Source organism: Micromonospora sp. ZG13 (assembly GCF_059359355.1).
The window spans coordinates 82,029-102,938 of sequence record NZ_JCADBQ010000019.1 but is presented as its reverse complement, the minus strand read 5'-3'; the positions used below and the strand labels follow the sequence as shown (position 1 = coordinate 102,938).

Below are 20,910 nucleotides of genomic sequence, written 5' to 3'. Positions count from 1 at the left end.
CTAGCCGTGCGCTACGAGGCCACCCTGACCATCGCGGCCATCAACCAGTACCTCCGGGACATATGAAACACGGGCTAGCAGCGGTGGACAGCAACGATTGCAGATCATGAGGGGCCGCCTTGGCTGTACAGCCCTTCGTACAGCCAAGGCCGCCCACTGACGCCGACGTTGCCCGACAACGACGGACGGGCTGACCAGGAGCGCCATCACCTGACCAGCCATCCACGATCTCCTTCTAATCTGAAGGCCCTTGTGCCGTCTGGCGTTCAGCCCTGCCAGCGTGTTGAGTCAAAGCCCATGAAGGAGTTCCGGCTTCATTCACGCCACTGCCCTCACGGCCAGCCCGATGGGGTGCGCCGGCTCGACATCGACACCGACTACGGCGCCTTCCCGGTCTGGACCCGGGTCACGCTGCCCCCGGTGCATGGCCGGCCGCCGAGAGAGGTGTGTGCCTCCGTTGGCCCCGAGCACCTACAGATCTCCGCCGAGCTGGCTGCCGACCTGCAGGCCTGGGCGAGCTGGCAAGACCAACACCAACACGCCGCATGGCGTGGACCGAGCGACAAACCGGAGCCCTCGACCGACGAAGATCAGGCGCGTTGGCGTGCCAACGGCCGGATTCTCGCTGAACGCTTGGCGCGAGAGACCGGCGATGAGGTCGTTTACCAGTGGCCCTCAGACGGCAGAGATCCGGAGTGCACCTATTGCGGAACCGGCGGCTCTCGCACGGTCCGCATCCAGTCCGCAAGAGGGTGACGGAAGGCGAGGAAGTGGTGTGAGACGTCGAGAGCCGTTTCCGCTGCTGGGTCTGCTGCACCGGCAGGTGACAGGTGTAGTCACGCGGCCTGATTGGCCGGTGGGTGCATGATGGTCTCGAATTCAACAGGGGTCAACCGGGACAGTGACCGCTGGCGTCGGCGGCGGTGGTAGGTCCGTTCGATCCAGGTCACGATCGCGATCCGTAGTTGCTCGCGGGTGGTCCACGATCGGCGGTTTAGGACGTTGTTCTGCAGGAGTCCGAAGAAGGACTCCATGGCGGCGTTGTCGCCGGCGGCGCCGACGCGGCCCATCGATCCGACCATGTGGTGACGGTTGAGGGCCCGGACGAACTTCCTGGACCGGAATTGGGATCCGCGGTCGGTGTGCAGGATGCAGCCGGCCAGGTCACCGCGTCTGGCGGCGGCGTTGTCCAGCGCGGCGACGGCCAGGCGGGACTTCATCCGCGAGTCGATGGAGTAGCCGACGATGCGGTGGGACCAGACGTCCTTGATCGCGCACAGGTAGAGCTTGCCCTCGGCGGTGTGGTGCTCGGTGATGTCGGCCAGCCACAGTCGGTTCGGGCCGTCGGCGGTGAAGTCCCGGCGCACGAGATCGTCGTGCACCGGTGGGCCTGGCTTGCCGCCCTTGCCGCGACGCTTGCGCTTGCCGAACGTGCTCCACCAGCCGTTACCGGAGCAGATCCGCCACGCGGTGCGGTCGGCCATCGGCTGTCCCGCATCGCGGGCCTCGTCGACCAGGAATCGGTAGCCGAACTCCGGATCATCACGGTGGGCGTCGAACAACGCGTTGGCCCGATACGCCGCCACCTGCTCGGCGCTGGTGACGGGTCGGGCCAGCCACCGGTAGTAGGGCTGACGAGCGATGTTCAATACCCGGCACGTCACCGCCACGGGGATCCCGTCGGCGGCCAGCTCGCTCACGAGCGGGTAGAGCCTTTTCCCGGCAGGTGCGCCTGCGACAAGTAGGCAGCGGCCCGGCGCAGGACCTCGTTCTCCTGTTCCAACAACCTGATCCGCTTGCGCGCCTCGCGCAGCTCGACGGACTCGCTGCCGGCCGTCCCGGGCGTGGCGCCGGTGTCGATGTCGGCTTGGCGCAGCCACTTGAACAACGTCATCGGGTGCACCCCGAAGTCCTTCGCGATCTGCTCGACCGTTACGCCTGGCTCGCGGTCACGGGCCACCCGCACGACATCGTCGCGGAACTCCCGGGGGTAGGGCTTGGGCACAGCAACATCCTTCCAGCCCGCCGTCAGGGCAAGCCATCTCAGATGTCACCTATCGGTGCAGCAGACCCAGCTGATGGAGCGCGGCTAGGACGTGTCCTGTCGATCTCGTAGTGGTTGATCGTTGACGATGCGCCGGTGGTACGTCGTGGTGAACTCACCGACGAGGCGTGGGCGGTGATCGCGCCGCTGCTTCCCGAGCCGGGTGGTTCGCGGGGGCGGTGGCGGGATCACCGACAGGTCATCAACGGGATCTTGTGGAAGCTGCGCACGGGTGCGCCATGGCGTGACCTGCCGGAACGCTTCGGGCCGTGGAAGACCTGCCACGAACGGCTGCGCCGCTGGATGGCCGACGGGACGTGGGATCGGATCCTCGCCGCCGCGCAGGTGTACGACGACGGCACACCGGTGCAGTGGACGGGTGTGGTGCGCCAGTCGTTCCACAAGTACTGACGGCGCGCCAGCGAGGAGGCGCGGTGGGGGCGACGGCGTCGCCGCCCCCACTGTCACGTCCGGGAAGCGACGCCGGCGGAGCGAAACGTCGGCATTGGCGGTTGGTGAACGACTGCTATCCCGGGCGGCGGTCGGCCGCAGATCATTGCCCGGAGATAGATATGAGTCACTCTCACCTCTGGGTGGAACGCCCGGGCGCGGAGGGCGAGATGTCGGCACGGCAGCCGGGCGTACCGAAGGCCCGACTCCGCGTCCCCGGAGGAACTCTCATGCCCCGTCCCCCACTCCGCGCCCGGCTCGCGGCGCTCACCGCCGCGGCCCTGACCGCGAGCGTACTGACCGTCACCCCGCCGTCACCGGCGCTGGCCGCCAGCACGTTCGCCGCCAACGACTACTGCCTCGGCCAGTGCGCCGACATCCTGCCCCCAGGGCAGAACGGCAACGCCACGCTGGCCGCCATCCTGGCCCACCAGGCGCTCGGCACCCGCCCCGCGCACTCCAGCGACCAGCTCGACGAGTACGCGAACCTGGTCTACAACTACGCCGGGCTGACCGACGAGCAGATCGCCCACTTCTTCAACGACGCCTCCTTCGGCGTCCCCGCCGCGCAGGTCGAGAGCACCGTCTCGCCGCGCGCCGACGTCACCATCGTGCGGGACAAGGCCACCGGCGTCCCGCACGTCACCGGCACCACCCGCGCCGGCACCATGTTCGGCGCCGGCTACGCCGGGGCCCAGGACCGGCTCTGGGTGATGGATCTGCTGCGGCACGTCGGCCGCGGCAAGGTCACCTCGTTCGCCGGCGGCGCCCCCGGCAACCGGGAGCTGGAGCAGAGCGTCTGGGCCAACTCGCCCTACACCGAGGCGGACCTCCAGGCCCAGGTGGACGCGCTGCGTACCAAGGGCGCCCGGGGCCAGCAGCTCTACACCGATGTGGTCGACTACATCGCCGGCATCAACGCCTACATCGACAAGTCGATCGCCGACGACAACTACCCCGGCGAGTACGTGCTCGCCGGCGCCGGCAAACCGAAGCACTTCACCACGACCGATCTGATCGCCACCGCCGGCGTGATCGGCGGCCTCTTCGGCGGGGGCGGCGGCAGCGAGATCCAGTCCGCGCTGGTCCGGGTGGCCGCCCGGGCCAAGTACGGCGCCACCGAGGGCGACCGGGTGTGGGCGGCGTTCCGGTCGCAGAACGATCCGGAGACCGTGCTCACCCTGCACGACGGGCAGAGCTTCCCGTACGGCGCGACGCCGCCCGGTGCGACCAGCGCGGTGCTCCCCGACGCCGGCACGGTGGTCGCCGAGCCGCTCGCCTACGACCAGACCGGCGGGGCCGCCGCGCGCACCGGCGCCAGCACCGCCACCCAGGAGCTGATCGGCGGCCTGGCCAACCTGCGCGCACACGGCATGTCCAACGCGGTCGTGGTCTCCGGACGGCACACCACCACCGGCAACCCGGTCGCCGTGTTCGGCCCGCAGACCGGCTACTTCGCCCCGCAACTGCTGATGCTCCAGGAGTTGCAGGGCCCGGGCATCAGCGCGCGCGGCGCCGCGTTCGCCGGGCTGAACCTCTACGTGCTGCTCGGCCGCGGCCAGGACTACGCCTGGAGCGCGACGTCGGCTTCCCAGGACCTCACCGACACGTACGCGGTGCCGCTGTGCACCACCGACGGCAGCGCTCCGACGCTGCGCACCAACCGCTACCTCTACCACGGACAGTGCCTCGCCATGGAGACGCTGGAGCAGCGCAACTCCTGGTCGCCGACGCTGGCCGACTCCACCCCGGCCGGGTCCTACACGCTGCGCGCGCTGCGCACCAAGTACGGGCTGGTCGCCTACCGGGGGCTGGTGAACGGGCAGCCGACCGCGTTCACCAAGCTGCGCTCCACCTACCGGCACGAGGCCGACTCGGCGATCGGCTTCCAGGCATACAACGACCCGTCGGCGATGGGCAGCGCGGCGGCGTTCCAGGCGTCCGCCGCGAGCGTCGGGTACGCCTTCAACTGGTTCTACGTCAACTCCACCGAGGCGGCGTACTACAACTCCGGCTCGAACCCGGTCCGCCCGGCCACCCTCGACCCGAACCTGCCGGCGAAGGCCGAACCGGCGTACGAGTGGGTCGGCTGGAACCCGGACACCAACGACGCCACCTACGCCCCGCCCTCGACCCACCCGCAGTCGGTCAACCAGGACTACTACGTGAGCTGGAACAACAAGCAGGCGCGGGACTTCGGGGCGGCGGACGGCAACTTCAGCTTCGGCTCCGTACACCGGGGTCAGCTGCTCGACGGTCCGGTGCGCGCGGCGATCGCCCAGCGCAAGCTCGGCCGCGCCGACGTCGTCAAGATCATGGCGGACGCGGCGGTGACCGACCTGCGCGGCCAGCAGGTCCTCGGCGACCTGCTGCGGGTGCTCGACAGCGCGCCGGTCACCGACCCGGCGCTGGCCGACGTGATCGGCAAGCTGCGGACCTGGCAGCAGGCCGGCGCCCGGCGGGTGGAGACCACGCCCGGCTCCAAGGTCTACCAGCACGCCGACGCCATCCGGATCTTCGACGCGTGGTGGCCGCTGCTCGCCTCGGCGCAGTTCCGCCCCGGCCTCGGGCCGGACCTCTACGCCGCGCTGGTGGACGCCATCGAGGTCAACGAGGCGCCGTCGGGTGGCCAGAACGGCGGGCGCGACGGCGCCGCGAGCTGGGCGTTGCAGGGTCAGGCGCACAAGGGCTCGGCGTTCCAGTACGGCTGGTGGGGCTACGTCGACAAGGACCTACGCACCGTGCTCGGCGACCCGGTGGCCGGCGGCCTCGGGCGGGCGTACTGCGGCGGCGGCGCCCTGGCCGCGTGCCGGACGGCGCTGCTCGGCGCGCTCGGACAGGCGGTGGCCGTGCCGGCCAGCACCGTCTACCCGGGCGACAAGTCCTGCTCCGCCGGCGACCAGTGGTGCGCCGACTCGATCGCCCACTCCGGGCTCGGCGGCATCACCCACCCGGTGATCGCCTGGCAGAACCGCCCCACCTACCAGCAGGTCGTCTCGTTCCCGGCCCGCCGGGGCGACGACGTCACCAACCTGGCCCAGGGGCGCCCGGCCACCGCGTCGAGCACCCAGTTCCTCACCAGCCACACCCCGGGCAAGGCGGTCGACGGCAGCCTGAGCAGTCGCTGGGCCAGCAGCTACAACGACAACCAGTGGCTCCGGGTCGACCTCGGGGCGGCCCGCACCGTCAGCCGGGCGGTGCTGCGCTGGGAGTCCGCGTACGGCACGTCGTACCGGATCGAGGTGTCCGGCGACGGCAGCTCCTGGACGCCGGTGTTCGCCACCACCACCGGCAACGGCGGCGTCGACAACGCCACCTTCGCCCCGGTCGCCGCCCGCTACGTGCGGGTGTACGGGGTCGAGCGGGCCACCTCGTACGGGTTCTCGCTCTACGAGTTCGAGGTCTACGGCCGGTGATGCCGAAGGCCGGCCGGCGGGAGCCCCCCGCCGGCCGGCCACCGTCAGGGCAGGTCGACAGCCGCTCGTGCTCACCCTCGCCTCATCGGACAGGGCTCTACGACGTCGGGGCGGGGTCAAAGTGGGGCGGTCAGGTGGACTGCCGGCCGCAGCCGAGTGCCAGGAGCAGGCCGGCGGCGGCGAGGGCGGCTCCGGCGGCGGCGGTGTACGCGGGGAGTTGGGCGGGGATGCCCAGGTGGACGGTGATGCCGAGGATGCGGGACAGGCCCCAGGGCAGCAGCGCGAGGTGGTCGTTCCACACCGTCAGCGCGCGTTCCAGGCCCACCACCGAGACCAGGGCGGACAAGACGCCGAGGGGCACGCCCGCGGCGGTGAGCGTCAGCCCGATGGCGCTTCGGCAGCGCAGGCCGTACCGGTCCCGCAGGACCACGGCCGCGGCCACGAACAGCCAGCAGAACGCCGCGAACGCGACGGTGACGTACGCCGCGCGCAGACCCGGCGCGGTCCAGAAGGCGAACCAGTACCCGCCCGGTCCGCGCCCGGCGAGCGCGGCCAGCAACAGCACGCTGCGCAGCAGCGCGACGCCGCCGACCACGGCCCACAGGTGGAACGGGTCCCGCCGGCCGACGACGAGGCGTACGACGAGGGCGAACAGCGCCCACCCACCGAGGGTGACCAGCAGGTGCGCCGGCGCGGCGAACCAGGTCAGCACGAGCCGGCTCGCCACCAGCACCACGGCCGGGACCAGCCACACCAACACCCGGTCCGCCCGCGCCCCGGGCGTCGGCAGCGCGGCGACCCGCCACGGCCGGAGCGCGCCGAGCAGCAACCCGCGCGCGGCGGCCGCGCCGAACCCGCGCCCGCGCAGGCCGAGCAGCACCACGAGCAGGATCGCCCCGAGCAACGCCCGGGCCGCCCAGGCCATCGCCGGGTCCCGGTCGGCGCGCCGCGCCCCGAGGTCGGCGGCGGTGAAGTTGTACGCGGGCAGGTCCAGGTCGGCGCCGTAGCGCTGGCGGTGCGCGTCGCGTGCGTCGTGGTACGCCGCCGCGGCCAGCCGCCAGTCGTGGCGGGCGGCCGGGGAGCCGGTGTCCAGCCACTGCGCGTGCCGCAGCACCATGGCCCGGTACGCGCCCAGCGTCTCGAACAGGTCGACCTGGTAGTCGAGCGTCGTGGTGAAGCGCCCGCGCAGTTCGGCGTCGCGCCACGTCGCCGGGTCGGTCGCGGCGACCAGGTCGCGCATGCGCCGGGCCAGCGCGACGGCCTGCGTGCCCTCCTCGATCGCCTCGTCGACGCGGCCGCCGGTCACCGCGTAGATGCTGTCCAGCGCGGCGGAGTCGCCGGTCGGGATGTCCCACTCGAAGATCCACATCATGGGCGGTGGTTCCAGCCCGAGCGCCCGCACCGACCGGTCGGCGTACGGGCCGATGTAGAGGCCCTTGGTGACCGCCGGCCGGGACAGCGCCATGGCCTGCCCGATCGCGGCGACGGTGGCCGGGTCGCCGGAGAACGTGCGGTACGCCCAGTCCGCCGTGACCTGCGCCGGGTCGGAGTGCGGGTCCCAGGCCAGCCGGCCGACGGCGTACGTGTTGAGGTCGTAGAGCTGCCAGAAGCCGGCGCGCAGGTACAGCGACATGGGCCCGGCGCGCAGCGGCCCGCCGTCCTGGGTCCAGTTCCACACGCCCTCGACGTTCGGGTTGGCGGCGAGGAACGCGCGCAGCGCCTGGCGGTGCAGCGGGCCGAGGTCGTTGGGCAGCGAGCCGAACGCCTCGAACTCGCGCCGGGCCTGGAACTCCACGATGCGGCGGTGCCCGCCGCTCAGCAGGGTGGTGTTCAGCGGCAGGTGGCTGTAGAAGTCGCCAAGGGTGTACTTGGTGGACACGATCAGGTGCGGGTCGTCGAGCCCGCCGAGCACCTGCGCGTACGACTCCGGGTTGGTGTGCAGGTCGCCGACGGCGCCGACGCCCACCGTCCAGGTGCGGAAGATGATCTCCTTGCCGGCCGGGCCCGCGGTGTCCAGCAGCGCCCGCAGCATCGCGCGCACGGACGTTTCCGTGGTGACCGCGAGCCTTGACGAGTAGTCCCAGCCGGTCCCGGCGTACACCTCGCCGCCCTCGCCGACTCGGACCATCAGGCCGTCGATGAAGGGCATGCTCTCGAACAGCTCGGCCAGACCGGCCTGGTAGACCGCCCACAGCCGAGGGTCGGCCACGTCGAGGCCGCCGACGGTCCGCGTCAGGTACGCCTCCAGCGGGGGCGACACCGCGAGCATGTCGGTCAGCAGGAAGACCCGCACGCCCATGTCCTCGGCGTACCGGAAGACGGGGCCGAACGCCGCGACCATCGCCCGCGCGCGGTCGACGTGCGGGTCGCCGGGCGGGTAGACCGCGCGCCCGTCGCCGACCTTCGCGAACGTGACGTACTCCAGGAAGCCGGGCACGACGATCCCGTTGAATCCCTGCGCCACCGAGTGGTCGACGAACTGCCGGAACTGCGCGTCGATGCGGGCCACCGCGTCGGCGTCCACCCACGGCGCGTCAGGCAACACCGCCGACCCGACCACGTCGGTGTTCAGGCCATAGTCGTCGCCGGCGGCGAAGGCGGCCGGGTCGGGCTCGCGCCCCACCGAGCCCGCGTCGGTCAGCCGCAGGCCGAGCCGGGGAATGACCACCCGACCCGCGTCCGCCGCGGGGAGCGCCTCGGCACCGGAGCGGATCCGGTCGGCCAGCCGGTACATCCCGGCCGCCACGCCCGCGACGTCGCCGCCCTGGACGGCCAGCTCGGCGCCATGCACGTCGAGCCGGTACGACTCGGGCGCCCCGCCGAGGGTGGCCAGCACGCGCGCCCGCAGCGTGGTCACCGCCGACAGGTCCGGGGCCGCGACGGCCGCGCCGGTGCCCGGCGCGGCCGTCGCGGCCCTGGCCGGGCGCGGCGCGGCGGGGGTGAGCACCGGCCGGGGCAGGCCGCGGGAGACGACCGCGTCGGCCACGGCGGCCGCGGCCTTCCTGACGCGCGGCTCGTCGGGCACGATGAGGGACGCCAACGGCGGGACCGGTGCGGGCGCCCGCACCGGCGCGGCGACGGCGTCCTCGCGCGGCACGGCGGCGGGGGTGTGGCTCAGCCCCAGCGTGTGACCGACCCCCCAGGCCGTGGCCGCGCCGAGCGCCAACAGGACCGCCGCGGCGACGAGCAGCGGGTACGGCCTGCGGGCCCGAGCAACGTGAGTCACGCTCGCATGGTAGTGGCCCACCGGCCCCGTCCTCGACGTGCGGAAGGGCTCCCTCAGTAGCAGCGAACTGTGGGGCCAGCGCGACTGTCACCAGGCGAGTCGTCCGGCAGATGGGCAACGCCGAGTAGTGCCTGGCGTCGCGCATCGGGTCGCCGCCGTCGCGATCGTTGCTGGCTACGTCCGGCTGGTCTTCGCCTGACCCGGACCGGCGATCAGAGCTGCACCGGAACGTCGATCACCTGGATCGGCTCCTGTTTCCAGGCCGCCAGCAGACCGTTGACCACTTCGACCGTGTCCGTCCAGCCGGCACGGCCACTCAGACCGGCGGCCAGCAGGGTCGACGGGACCTGCCCGGCGCGCAGCAGCTGCTGCCAGCCCGCGACGTCGAGCTGCAGGTATTCCAGCGCGGGCAGTTCGGTGACGGCGGGAAGATTGGCGACGACGGCGGATTCGGTGAGCAGGGTGCGCAGCCGGTGGCCGGCCAGCGCGGACAGGTCGGAGGGCACGGCTCCGGCTCTGATGTACAGCACCTCGGTCGTCGGCTGGACATCGGCGAGCGTCTTGCCGCTGTGCGATCCGACCCGCACCAGCAGCCCGCCTTCTGGACCCGACTTCGCCAGGGTGGCGGGCCGCTCGGTGAGCAGCTCGGTCAGCGAGGGCGCCAGCCAGCGGGCACCAGCCGACATCTCGTGGTCCACGAACAGCACCTGGCCGAACGTCCCCTGCGGCCCGGGGGCGAGGTCGACGACGTACAGGTTGCCGCCACCGTCCTCTCCGACCACGAACCACGCCGGCGAGGCCGCCAACTGCTGCATCCGGCTGTGCGGATCGGGCGCGACGACCTCGGTCGCACCGTACTTCCAGGACAGGTACCGGGCCTGCGGTTCCAGATAGGCGCGGGCGGCGGCGTCGGCCAGCGGCACGATCCGCAAGCCGTAGAAACGCTTCCCGTCGGCGGGCTGCAGGACCAGGGTGCCCTCGGCCGCGGCGAGGAAGAGCGCCCGGACGTCATCGGGCAGCGCGACGCCGAGGTCCGCCTCCGCTGCGGCCAGCTCCGACGGGTCGGCCGGCCGCGCGTCCGGCAGCAGCTGTCGGACCAGCGCGGTGACCGTGGCCGCGTCGGCGCCGGCAGAGGAGGCCACGTCGTAGCGGACCGGCTCGCGGCGGTACGGCTCCGGATGCGCTCCGGCGACCAGGTGCACGTCCTCCAGCAGGTCGCTGCCCATCCCGAACGAAACCTGCAGCGCGCTGGGGACGACGCTCACCGCCGCTGCCCCGGAGCGCGTCGTGACGCCGCGCACCGCGACGGCCTGCCCGCCGGTCAGCTCGACCGGCGATCTGAGCATGTCCGTCGGCCGCTCACCCCGCTCCAGGTCCAGCCCGAGGAGGCGGTGGTCGCCGTCGTAGGTGATCGAGCCGCCGACCGCGCCCGGCGGTACGGTCGCCCGGTAACGGCGTTGCGGTTCCGGGTGGCCGCCGCCGTCTTTGGTGACGAGGTCATCTCGGTCCCTGCGCCATCTCTTCCCACAATCATCCCCTCCGCTGACGATGCGATCTTCTGCCGCTGACCGCGCGTCGGAGACGGCCGGACCCAGCCGATGGAGTGCTGCTGCCCGATCGGTCGGCTGCCACGCCGTCGACGCCATTGAATGTCGGCGTTGTGCTGGCGCTCACAGGACTGACGCGTCAGCGGGGTAGCCACGAGGTGTCGCTGGCGGTCAGGCAGCGCGGCGGGCGCGGCGGCGGGCTTGCATGAAGGCTGTGTCGCCGCGTACGCGGTCCCACCAGGACCATGGAACGCTGGTCATGTACCGGCCGATCGATGCGAAGACCGGCGCGGCGTCGGCGTCGCGGCCGGTGCGTGCCAGCCCGTACGCCAGAATGTTGGCGTCGTTGAGCCAGTCGGCGTGGCGGGTGGCCGGTTGGTGGAACCAGCGGGACAGCGCGTTGTCGAGGTCGGACTGCATGGCCGGGTCCTGCCGCCACCGCTGGCTGATGTCGTCGCCCGTGCTGTCCTGGGATGCGCGCTCCTGTTCCCACAGTGCCCACTCGGCGGCGGCCTGTACCGGCAGTACATGCAGCGGCGAGCCCGCGGGCGCCGCGGCGGCGACCGACCGGGCGAAGCCGAACATCGCCTCGTGCGAGCCGCTCCACTTCCTGCAGTGGTACGTCAGCTTGAGTACGTGCCCCTCCCGATGCCAGGGGTCGCGCCGGGTCAGCTCACGCCACGTCTCTTCGACGTCCCCCGGTGGCGTGCTCTGGCCGATCATGAGGTCCAGCCGGTTCACCCACGGAGTGGGATCCTCGGGTGCGAGCCGCGTTGCCAGGTCGTTCACCTGCCGGGCCAGCTCCAGCAGGCGGTTGAATTCGGCCCACTGCTCTCGACGGACGCTGGCGGCCCAGTCCCCGCCGCGCACCTCCCAGGCTCGTGCCATCAGTGACCGGGCGCGTACGAGTTGAGCGTCCGGATTGGTGGGCGTGCGCGCTGCCCAGCGGTCGGTCCAGGCGGCCGCGGTGTCGACCCGGCCGGTCGTAGGGTCGACTCTGGATCCCAGCCCGCCAGCGGTCGATTCGGCCAGCACGCGGACGTAGCGTGCCCGACGGTCGTAGTCACCTCGGGTGGCGGCCAGGGCCTTGCGGGCCGGTTCGATGTCGGAGCCGTACCGCGCCTGCGTGCACGCCTCGCGCAGCACGGCGTCGTCCTGCGCCAGGTTGGTATCGATCTGGCGGGTGAGCAGCCGCCACACGGTCGAGATCACAATCAAGGATGGTAAGCGTCGGCTGCCGTCCACCTCGGGCCTGGACCTGGTCCCGCGCGGGCCTGGCACGCCCCGAACAGCTGAATGCGGCTCAGGTCAAGATCATGCTCTGATGGAGCCCACCAGCCCCGACAGACCGAGACCACTATCGTTCAGCCTGAGCCCACCGGCACCAGGTAACAACCCTCCGGCAAACCGGGGGATCCTCAGGATGTGCCGCGGCACGCAACTGTCCTGGAGGTCGACGATGCCAACGACGGTCCGCTCGTTCCGTACGCCCGACGGCGTGACGCTCGGGGTCGAGCACTTCGGCGATGCGGCGGCGCCCCTCGTGCTGCTCGTGGGCGGCCCGACCATGCTCTCCTGGCCCGACGCGCTCTGCGAGACGCTCGCTCGCGGCGGACGTCACGTCGTGCGCTACGACCTGCGCGACTCCGGCGCGTCGACGACGATCGACCCCGAGGCGCCGGCGTACACGCTGCGCGACCTCGCCGCCGACGCCGCCGCGCTCGCCCGCGGACTCGACGGCCGGCCGGCGCACCTGGCGGGCATCGGCGTCGGCGGCATGGTCGCCCAGGTCGCCGCGCTCGACCACCCGGAGGCGTTCTCGGCACTCGCCCTCGCCGGGACGCGGCCCGTCGCACCGGGCCCGGTCGACGACGACCTGCCCGACCACGACGCGGCGACGATGGGCCGGCGGTTCGCGCTCCCGATGCCCGACTGGTCCGACCGCGCTGCCGTCGCGGAATTCGCCGCCGTCGGCGCAGGGATCCTCGGCGACGACCCCGCCGCGGCGCGCGCGAAGGCCGAGCGCATCTTCGACCGTACGCCGGGCAGGGAGCCCGCGGTCCAGATGGCCAACCAGATGGGCCTGGTGTTCGCCAAGCTGGACTGCAAGCCGCGCTGGCGCGAGCGCCTGCCCGAACTCGCGATACCGGTGCTCGTGGTGCACGGTCGTCGCGACCCGTTCTTCCCGGTCGGCAACGGCGAGGCGCTCGCGCGCGAGATCCCCGGCGCGCGGTTGCTCGTGCTCGAACAGGCCGCGACCGCGATCCCCGACGCGGCCGCCGGTGAGGTCGCGGCGGCGATGCTCGCGCTGTAGACGTCTTCGCGCCGCCACCGCCGCCACCACGGCTACCGGCGTACGCCAAACCGGCGATCACCAGGTCCTGAGACCGGACACCCGGCGGGATCTCCAGGCTCCCACGGTTGGCGCACGGCGGGAGCACCGGCGCGGCGTGGAGGACGCCTGGGCGCGGTACGAGGTGCACGCGTACCTGTCCGGCCTCGCTGCCAGGTCCGGGGAGTAGCAGCCCTCTTGCCGAGACCCGTTCACGAGCGTAGGAAGGACAGCACGCTCCACCCACCGTCGTCGGCCCCTGCATCGGACCACGGTCCGGTGTCGAAGGAGATGCGCGTGACCACACCCAGACGGCTCCGTCTCGCCGTGTCCGTGCTGGTGACCGCAGGCGCCGTCCTGCTCGGCGCGGCCGCCGCCGCGGCGCCACCCGCGTCTCCCGCACCGGCCGGACCCCAGGACTGCGACCCGATCGACCCGACGGCCTGCCTGCTGCCGTTCCCGAACGACTACTTCACCGTGCCGGACCGGAGCAGCCCGACCGGCAAGCGGGTGCGGTTCGCGGCCTCCGCCATGCCCGCCAACGCGCAGGGGACCGCGATCGACCCGACGGAGTGGAACCGGCAGGACGGGTTCAGTCCCGGCTCGCCGATACTGGTGCGGGTGCCCGGCCTCGACGCCGCAGCGAGCGGCATCGCGCCGGTCACCGACATCGGTCGCTCGCTGGCGCCGGACGCGCCGATCGTGCTGCTCGACGCACGCACCGGCAGGCGCACGCCGTACTGGGCCGAGCTGGACGCGCACGCGGCCGGCCAGCCGGAGCGGCAGGTGCTGATCATCCGGCCGGCGGTGGCGCTGACCGAGGGCACCCGCTACGTCGTCGGCCTGCGCGGCCTGCGCGACGGCACCGGTGCGCTGATCCCGGCACCGGAGGGATTCACGGCGTACGTGACCGGCGCCGGCCTCGACCGCAGGGACCGTCGCGCCCCGCAGATGAAGCGGATCCTCGCCGACCTGGGCCGGGCCGGCGTCAAGCGGCACAGCCTCTACCTGGCCTGGGACTTCACCGTGGCCAGCCGGCACGGTCTGACCGGGCGGATGCTGGCGATCCGCGACGGCGCGTTCGCCTCCCTGCGCCGCGCCGCACCCTCGTTCACCGTCACCCAGGTGACCGACTACCCGCCGGAGCAGGAGCCGCTGATCGCCCGGCAGGTGACCGGCACCATCGGCGTACCGTCCTACCTGACCGGTGACGGCGGGCCCGGCTCCCGGCTGCACTACGGGCCGGCCGGCGGCGGTGGGACGCCACCGACGCCGAACGCCCTGCCCACACCGTCCGGCACGACGGTGGCGGCCGACTTCGTCTGCAACATCCCGCGCAGCGCGTCCGCCGCGAGGCCGGCGCACCTCTCGCTCTACGGCCACGGCCTGCTCGGCAGGCCGACAGAGATCAACGCCGGCAACGTCAGGACGATGTCGCACACGTACGACTTCACCTTCTGCGCGACCAGCTGGATCGGCATGGCCGCCGCCGACGTCCCCTACGTGGCCGGCGCCTTCACCGACCTCAGTGCCTTCCCCGCGGTGGTCGACCGGTTGCAGCAGAGCTACCTGAACTTCCTCTTCCTGGGCCGGACGATGATCCACCCGGGCGGGTTCGCCGCCCACCCGGCGTTCCGGGACGCCACCGGACGGCCGCTGATCGACGTGGCCGGCGGGCTGCACTACGACGGCAATAGCCAGGGCGGCATCAACGGCGGCGCGCTCACCGCCATCGCCCAGGACTGGACCCGGTCGGTGCTCGGCGTGCCGGGAATGAACTACTCCACGCTGCTGCAACGCAGCGTGGCCTTCACCCCGTTCCAGACGATCATGGACGGCCACTACCCGGACAAGGTCGACCAGCAGCTGATCCTCGCGCTGTTGCAGATGTTGTGGGACCGCTCGGAGGCCAACGGGTACGCCCAGCACATGACCGACCGGCCGTTGCCGGGCACCCCGGCGCACCAGGTGCTGATGCACGTGGCCTTCGGCGACCAGCAGGTCTCCACGGTCGCGGCGGAGGTCCAGGCGCGCACCATCGGCGCCCGCCTGCACACCCCCGCGCTCGCCGACGGCTGGTCACCGGACGTGCGGCCGTACTGGGGGATCACGCCGATCCGCAGGTACCCGTACGCCGGCTCGGCGATGGTGGTCTGGAACAGCGGCGCGGCGTACGCGCCACCGCCGACGAACCTCGCCCCGGCCGGCCCGGAGTACGGCGACGACTCGCACGAGTTCCCGCGCGCCCAGGCCGCGGCCCAGCGACAGAAGGCGGTCTTCCTGCTCACCGGCAAGGTGATCGATGTCTGTGGGCGGAAGCCCTGCGCGTGACGCGGTGACCCTGTCGGCCCGTGACATGATTCCGCCCATGGGCAGACAGCAGGACACCGGCGGAACCGACCGTCACAGTGGGTCAGGTACCGCCGGGGACGATGCGGCGGGTGGCAGCGTCGACGCGCGGCTCGTCGTCGCGCAGGACCCCGCGACGCCACAGATGACCCTCATCGACCTGGCGTCCGATCCGTCGGCCGTGGTCCGCAAGGCGGTGGCGAGCCGCACCGACGCGCCCGCGCAGGCACTGCGACCGCTGACCCGGGACCGTGACCGTCATGTCCGGGAGGCGGTGGCGAGGAACCCCTCGACCTCGATCGGCAACCTCATGCTCCTCGTGAAGGACGCCGACCGGTGGGTCCGCTGGGCGGTCGCCGGTAACCCGGCCTGCAACGAGTCGATTCGCCGGGTGATGGCGGAGGCTCCCGACAAGGAGCTTCGCGGTCTCCTCGCGGAGACGCGCGAACTGGAGCCAGAGCTGGCCGCGCGGCTGGCCGACGACGTCTCACCCGAGGTACGGGAGAGACTCGCCACCCACACCCACGACCCCGACGTGATCACCGTGCTGATGGCCGATCGCACCGCGCGCGTACGCAAGGGGCTCGCCCGCAACCCGCGGACCACCACCGCCCAGCGCAGCGCACTCGCCCAGGATCCCGTGGTGGACGTCCGGGTCGCGCTGGTGCTCGCGGTCGAGCTGGACGAGGCGGATCTGCGACGCCTGGTCGACGACCGTTCGGTACAGGTGCGGATGGCGATGGCGACGTCGGAGCTGGTTCCGCCGCACATCCGGCAGGCGCTCGGCCGCGACCCCGACGAGATGGTTGCCGGCGCGGCGCGCAACTTCCGCTCGGGAGCGGGCAACGCCACGGTGGTACGGGCTCCGCGCATCGGTCACCGGGCCTCCGGGACCGGCCGGGACCGACCGGGCGGCGCCCGGCGCTGAGGCCGGTTGGCGCCGGGCGCTGAGGCCGGGGCGGCGACCCCGACGCCGTTCCGCGCGGCTTCACACGTGGGCCTCGGGTCGGGCTGGAGCCTGCCGGGTGATCGTGAAGCGGCGGAGTTGGGGAACGAGCGCGGAGACCAGCCCCACTCCGGCGAGGCAGGTGAGCCCGCCCACGAGCAGAGCGGTGCCGCCGGACGCCCCCGTCGCGACCAGTCCCGCACGGAGGCCACCGAGGTGTGGCCCGGCGGCGCCGACGATGTGTTCGAGGGAGGCGATTCGTCCGCGGTGGGTTTCCGGCGTCGACGACTGCACGATGGTGCCACGTGACACGACGGACCAGGTGTCCGCGGCGCCGGCGAGGGCGATCAGGGCGAGCACGACGGGGAGTTGGCTGATCAGGCCGACTCCGGCCAGCGACGCGCCCCAGGCGGCGGCGCAGGCCAGGAGCACGAGGCCGGGGCGGTTGCGTCGGGTGATCAGCCCCGACAGCGCCGAGGCGAGTACGCCGCCGACGGCGAGCGCCGAGGTGAGCAGTCCGAGGATCTGCGGGGATCCGCCGAACCTCTCCTGGTTGATGACCGGGAACAGGGCCACCGGCATGGCCAGCACCGTCGCGGCCAGGTCCACGAGGAAGGCGCCCCGTACGGCCGGGGTGCGCACGGCGAAGCCGATGCCTTCCCGGACCGCGGCGGCGCCGGCTCGCCCGGCCCCCGTGGGTACGTTCGACTCGGGCAGCCCCGCAAGCCCGATCAGCGCGGCGACGAACGTGACGGCGTCGACGGCGAAGCAGACGGTGGTGCCCCACCGTGCGGTGAGGACTCCCGCGACCGCCGGGCCGAGCAGCACCGCGACCTGGAAGGACAGGTGGTTGAGGGCCAGTCCCGCCGCGAGACGCTCGGGGGGCAGCAGTTGCGGGATGAAGGACCGCCGGGCGGGCCCGCCCAGCGCGGAGAGGCTCGATGCGACGGCGACCAGGCCGAACATGGCCCACACCCCGTCGCCGGGCCACAGGGCGATCCCGGTCATGAGCAGACTGGTCACGATCAGGCCGCAGGTGGTGGTCATGGCCAGCCGTCGCCGGTCGACGTGGTCGACGAAGGCGCTGCCGAGCAGCGCGACCGCGATGAGCGGGACGGCGGTGAACAGCCCGAGGAGCCCGACCATCAGGGGGTCGTGGGTGCGGTCCCAGACGTAGAAGGTGGCGGCGAAGCCGCCCAGTTGGCTGCCGAAGCCGGACGCGGTGGTGCCCAGCCACAGACGGCGGAAGGTGGGGTGCCCCCGCAGCGGGCGGATGTCGACCAGTGCGCCGAGGAGACTCATCAGGGGTCTTCCTTGAGGGCCCGGGTCAGGTTGTCGTCGAGCCGCTGCCGGAAGGAGCGCCTGGCCAGAGCGGCGTTGATGTCCTTGACGACCTGGGTGAGCGGGTACGGGATCTCCGCCTCCAGATCCCGCACCGTCGCCTCGGTCGCCCTCCACTCCGCCTGGAGAAGTGGCAGGAGTTCGCGTCCTCGTGCACTGAGCCGGATGCGCCGGGTCCGGCCGTCGCTGCCCTCCGCGCTGTCCACGAAACCGGCGGCGCGCATCGCGGCGGCCGTCTGGCTCATCGCCGAGTGGGTCACCTCGACGGCGGTCGCCAACTCCTGGATCGTCATCGACCCGTGCCGGCCCAACTGGATCAGGGGGCCCACGAAACGGTTGCGCAGCCCGGTGATGCCGGCCTGGTCGTACAACTGCGCGATGTCCTGATCCATCGCGTGCAACATCTGCCACAGCGGACGCCAGTGACTGTCGAGGAGATCGGGGTTGTCGGGCTGTCCATCACCGTCTGCCACCCCGGCACTGTACCGGAGATATATAAGAACTGTTACAACGGTCGCCGGGAGTCCGGATGGGGCGCCGGCGCCGCCGGCAGCCGGCCGTCCGGCGCCCGCACCCCGGCGCAGGCGTCGCCGGTGGTCGATCGCCCGGAGCCCGCGTTCGGCGGAGGCGCCGCCGGCACGTGGTCGCCCGGTGTTTGCTGTCCCCATGAGCTTCCCGTCGCACCGGCAGCGTCGCCGTCGGCAGTCCCGGCGACCGGTGGCGCGGCTGGACGCCGACCGGTACATGCTGGTGATGCTGATCGGCTTCGGCGGTGCGGTCCTCGGCACCCGCGCGTTCCTGGCGCTGACCGGCTATCCGCAGGTCGGCGGCGGCACGTTGCACATCTCGCACGCCCTGTGGGGCGGCCTGTCGTTGTTCGTCGCCTCGCTCGTCCCGCTGCTCGTGGTCGACCGGGCGGCGCTGCTCTGGGCGGCGCTGCTGGCCGGGGTCGGTGCGGGGCTCTTCATCGACGAGGTCGGCAAGTTCATCACCGCCGACAACGACTACTTCTTCCCCGCCGCCGCGCCCATCGCCTACGCGGCCTTCCTCATCTCGGTGTGGCTGTACGTGCGCGCCCGCAGCACGCGCGTCGAGGGCAGGCGGGCGCAACTGCACGCCGCGCTGGAGCTGCTCGGCGAGGCGGTCGACGGCAGGCTCGGCAACCGCGACCGGGCGCAGCTGCGGCGACGGCTCGGCATGGCCGCCGCGGGTCCGGACGGCGACCATCTGCGGCCGCTGGCCGTCGCGCTGCTGGAGCTGAGCCGGCCCGGGACGCTGCCGCCGTACGAGCACCGGTCGGGGTGGTTCTTCCGGACGGCGGTGGCCGTACGGGCGTGGCTGGCGCGTTCGCTGACCCCGGTTCGGCTGCGCGTCGGGCTGGTCGTGGCACTCGGGCTGCTGGGCGTCGCCGCCCTCAGCGACCTCACCACGATCGTCGCGGTGGCCGTCGACCTGCGCGACGGCACCACCGGTGGGGTGCTCACCACCGCCAACGAGTACGCCCGCGTCGACATCCAGGACCGCCGCGGGGTGCTGCTCCTGCTCGTCCGGGCGCTGCTGGACGTCTGCGTGGGTGCCGCGCTCATCGTGGCCGCCGGGCTGCTGCTGCGCGGAGTGGCGCGTCGGGCCGTCGAGATCGCCCAGGCCGGCCTGCTCACCTCCCTGAGCGTGGTGAACCTGCTGGTGTTCTACCTCGACCAGTTCGCCGCCGCCGTCAGCGCGCTGGGTCAGCTGACGGTCCTGCTCGCGGTGCGGCGCTACCAACGGCTGGTCGACCAGCCGGCGCGGGACGACCGGTCCGGCGGGCCCGACGGCGCCTGAACGAGCGGCTACCCGTCCGGCGCCGAGGTCGCCCTCGGGGGACGACAAGCACGATCCTGGCGGTGAGTCGACGCGCCACCGGCAGCTTCCCGGGGGAGCGGGTCAGGGGGCCGACCGGTGCGCCTCGACGGCCTGACCCATGCGGGTGACGGCCTCGGTGAGAACGGCCGGCGAGGTGGCGAAGTTCAGTCGTACGAAGCCCGCCCCGCCGGTGCCGAAGACGTGCCCGGAGCTGAGGGCGACCCGTGCCCGGTCGAGGAACATCCTCGCCGGCCCGGCGACGTCGCTGACCACGCCGGGCTCGTCCGGCTGCTCCGTGGCGATGCCCAGCGCGGTGCAGTCCAGCCAGGCGAGGTAGGTGCCCTCGGGGCGGCGGTGCGCGACGGACGGAAGGTGCTTCGCCAGCAGCGTCGCGAGCAGCGTGCGGTTGCCGTCGAGACCGTCAAGCAGGAGGTCGAGCCACGGCCCGCCGGCGCGGAACGCGGCGGTGTGGGCGACGACCCCGAGGTGGCTCGGCCCGTGGCTGACCTCCTCCGGCATGCGGCGCAGGTCGGCGACGGCCCGTGGCCCGGCGACCGCGAGCGCGGCCTTGAGCCCGGCGAGGTTCCACGCCTTCGAGGCGGAGGTCAGCGCGAACCCGTTCTCGGCGCCGGCCACCGTCAGGTACGGGGTGAAGTGCGTCCCCGGCAGCACCAGGGGGGCGTGGATCTCGTCGGAGATCACCCGTACGCCGTGCCGGTCGGCCAGCTCGGCGACGGTCTCCAGCTCGTCGCGCCGGTGCACGACGCCGGTCGGGTTGTGCGGGTTGCACAGCAGGAATGCCGGCCGGCGACCGCGGGAACGCGCGCGGCGGAAGGCCTCGTCGAGGGCGGCGGGGTCCATGCGCCGGTCGGGCCCGAGCGGGGCCTCGATCACCTGCCGGTCGGCGTGGGTGGCGAAGGCGTAGAAGGGCGGGTAGACGGGGGAGCAGAGCACGACCGCGTCGCCGGGATCGGTGACGAGCCGCAGCACCTCGACGACGCCCATCATCACGTCGGGCACGAGCGTGGTGCGCTCGACGCGGAAGTCGTGCCACCCCCAGCGCCGGGCGGCGAAGTCGCCGAGCGCCTCGGCGTACGCCGTGCCGTACGCGTAACCGGTGTCGCCGAGGTCGACCGCGCGGCGCAGGGCGTCGGCCACCGGGGGCGCGAGGGGTACGTCCATCTCCGCGACCCACAGCGGGAGCACGTCCGGCGGGTACATGCGCCACTTCACGCTGGTGCGCTGCCGGAGTTCGTCCACCGTGAGCAGGGTCAGCGGGTTGCGGGTCGCCGAGGCGTCGGCGGAGGGGCCGGGGCTTGCCATGCCGCCCACCCTAGGCCGTCCGTCGCCGCCCCGGCGACCGGCGGCATCGCCGCCCGGCACCCGCCGCCAGGGCCGACGCCTCGGCGTCGGCGTG

At 72.7% G+C, this 20,910-nt stretch carries 13 protein-coding genes and 1 pseudogene; 7 read left to right on the top strand and 7 right to left on the bottom strand.

The window, feature by feature from the left end:
• Positions 1-297: 297 nt before the first annotated feature.
• Positions 298-756, top strand: a complete 459-nt coding sequence (locus AC5L34_RS26675; protein ID WP_474609444.1) for an immunity protein CdiI family protein — start codon at positions 298-300, stop codon at positions 754-756.
• Positions 757-836: 80 nt separating this feature from the next.
• On the opposite strand, the gene AC5L34_RS26670 is transcribed toward AC5L34_RS26675, so the two are convergent.
• Positions 837-2,005 (bottom strand): IS3 family transposase gene (locus AC5L34_RS26670; RefSeq protein ID WP_494827495.1). Its coding sequence is split into 2 segments (ribosomal slippage): positions 837-1,718 and positions 1,721-2,005, totalling 1,167 coding nucleotides; the frame shifts between segments, so codons are not numbered across the junction.
• A gap of 135 nt (positions 2,006-2,140) precedes the next feature.
• Here AC5L34_RS26670 and AC5L34_RS26665 point away from each other — a divergent pair.
• Positions 2,141-2,499: pseudogene (locus tag AC5L34_RS26665) on the top strand (IS5 family transposase); the annotation flags it as partial.
• A 225-nt stretch (positions 2,500-2,724) separates the two neighbouring features.
• Positions 2,725-5,910, top strand: a complete 3,186-nt coding sequence (locus tag AC5L34_RS26660) for a penicillin acylase family protein (RefSeq protein ID WP_494827498.1) — start codon at positions 2,725-2,727, stop codon at positions 5,908-5,910.
• Between the two features lie 130 nt (positions 5,911-6,040).
• Here AC5L34_RS26660 and AC5L34_RS26655 read toward each other — a convergent pair whose 3' ends face one another.
• The 3 genes from AC5L34_RS26655 to AC5L34_RS26645 all read right to left on the bottom strand — a co-directional run bounded on the left by AC5L34_RS26655 (position 6,041) and on the right by AC5L34_RS26645 (position 11,895).
• On the bottom strand, positions 6,041-9,136 hold the full coding sequence (locus AC5L34_RS26655; RefSeq protein WP_494827494.1) for a hypothetical protein: 3,096 nt from the start codon (positions 9,134-9,136) through the stop codon (positions 6,041-6,043).
• A gap of 212 nt (positions 9,137-9,348) precedes the next feature.
• Entirely contained in the window at positions 9,349-10,482 is a 1,134-nt protein-coding gene (locus AC5L34_RS26650; RefSeq protein ID WP_494827492.1) for an SMI1/KNR4 family protein, read from the bottom strand.
• A 372-nt stretch (positions 10,483-10,854) separates the two neighbouring features.
• Complete coding sequence (locus tag AC5L34_RS26645; protein ID WP_494827490.1) at positions 10,855-11,895, bottom strand: DUF4034 domain-containing protein; 1,041 nt, start codon at positions 11,893-11,895, stop codon at positions 10,855-10,857.
• A gap of 247 nt (positions 11,896-12,142) precedes the next feature.
• On the opposite strand from AC5L34_RS26645, the gene AC5L34_RS26640 reads away from it, so the two are divergent.
• From AC5L34_RS26640 to AC5L34_RS26630, 3 genes are all read left to right on the top strand, one after another.
• The gene (locus AC5L34_RS26640; RefSeq protein ID WP_494827488.1) at positions 12,143-12,997 is read left to right on the top strand and encodes an alpha/beta fold hydrolase; all 855 of its coding nucleotides are present in this window, start codon (positions 12,143-12,145) and stop codon (positions 12,995-12,997) included.
• A gap of 315 nt (positions 12,998-13,312) precedes the next feature.
• Positions 13,313-15,346 carry a hypothetical protein gene (locus tag AC5L34_RS26635; protein WP_494827486.1) on the top strand — a complete coding sequence of 678 codons (2,034 nt, stop codon included), beginning with the start codon at positions 13,313-13,315 and terminating at the stop codon, positions 15,344-15,346.
• 37 nt (positions 15,347-15,383) lie between these two features.
• The gene (locus tag AC5L34_RS26630) at positions 15,384-16,292 is read left to right on the top strand and encodes a hypothetical protein (protein WP_494827484.1); all 909 of its coding nucleotides are present in this window, start codon (positions 15,384-15,386) and stop codon (positions 16,290-16,292) included.
• A gap of 60 nt (positions 16,293-16,352) precedes the next feature.
• Here AC5L34_RS26630 and AC5L34_RS26625 read toward each other — a convergent pair whose 3' ends face one another.
• Both AC5L34_RS26625 and AC5L34_RS26620 read right to left on the bottom strand, forming a co-directional pair.
• On the bottom strand, positions 16,353-17,612 hold the full coding sequence (locus AC5L34_RS26625; RefSeq protein WP_494827482.1) for an MFS transporter: 1,260 nt from the start codon (positions 17,610-17,612) through the stop codon (positions 16,353-16,355).
• Complete coding sequence (locus tag AC5L34_RS26620) at positions 17,612-18,124, bottom strand: MarR family winged helix-turn-helix transcriptional regulator (protein ID WP_494827480.1); 513 nt, start codon at positions 18,122-18,124, stop codon at positions 17,612-17,614. Before AC5L34_RS26620 ends, AC5L34_RS26625 begins: the two co-directional genes overlap by 1 nt.
• A gap of 193 nt (positions 18,125-18,317) precedes the next feature.
• On the opposite strand from AC5L34_RS26620, the gene AC5L34_RS26615 reads away from it, so the two are divergent.
• A complete protein-coding gene (locus tag AC5L34_RS26615) occupies positions 18,318-19,472 on the top strand; it encodes a hypothetical protein (protein WP_441176752.1) in 1,155 nt (384 codons plus the stop codon).
• A 102-nt stretch (positions 19,473-19,574) separates the two neighbouring features.
• Here AC5L34_RS26615 and AC5L34_RS26610 read toward each other — a convergent pair whose 3' ends face one another.
• On the bottom strand, positions 19,575-20,816 hold the full coding sequence (locus tag AC5L34_RS26610) for a MalY/PatB family protein (RefSeq protein WP_441176751.1): 1,242 nt from the start codon (positions 20,814-20,816) through the stop codon (positions 19,575-19,577).
• Between the last annotated feature and the right edge of the window lie 94 nt (positions 20,817-20,910).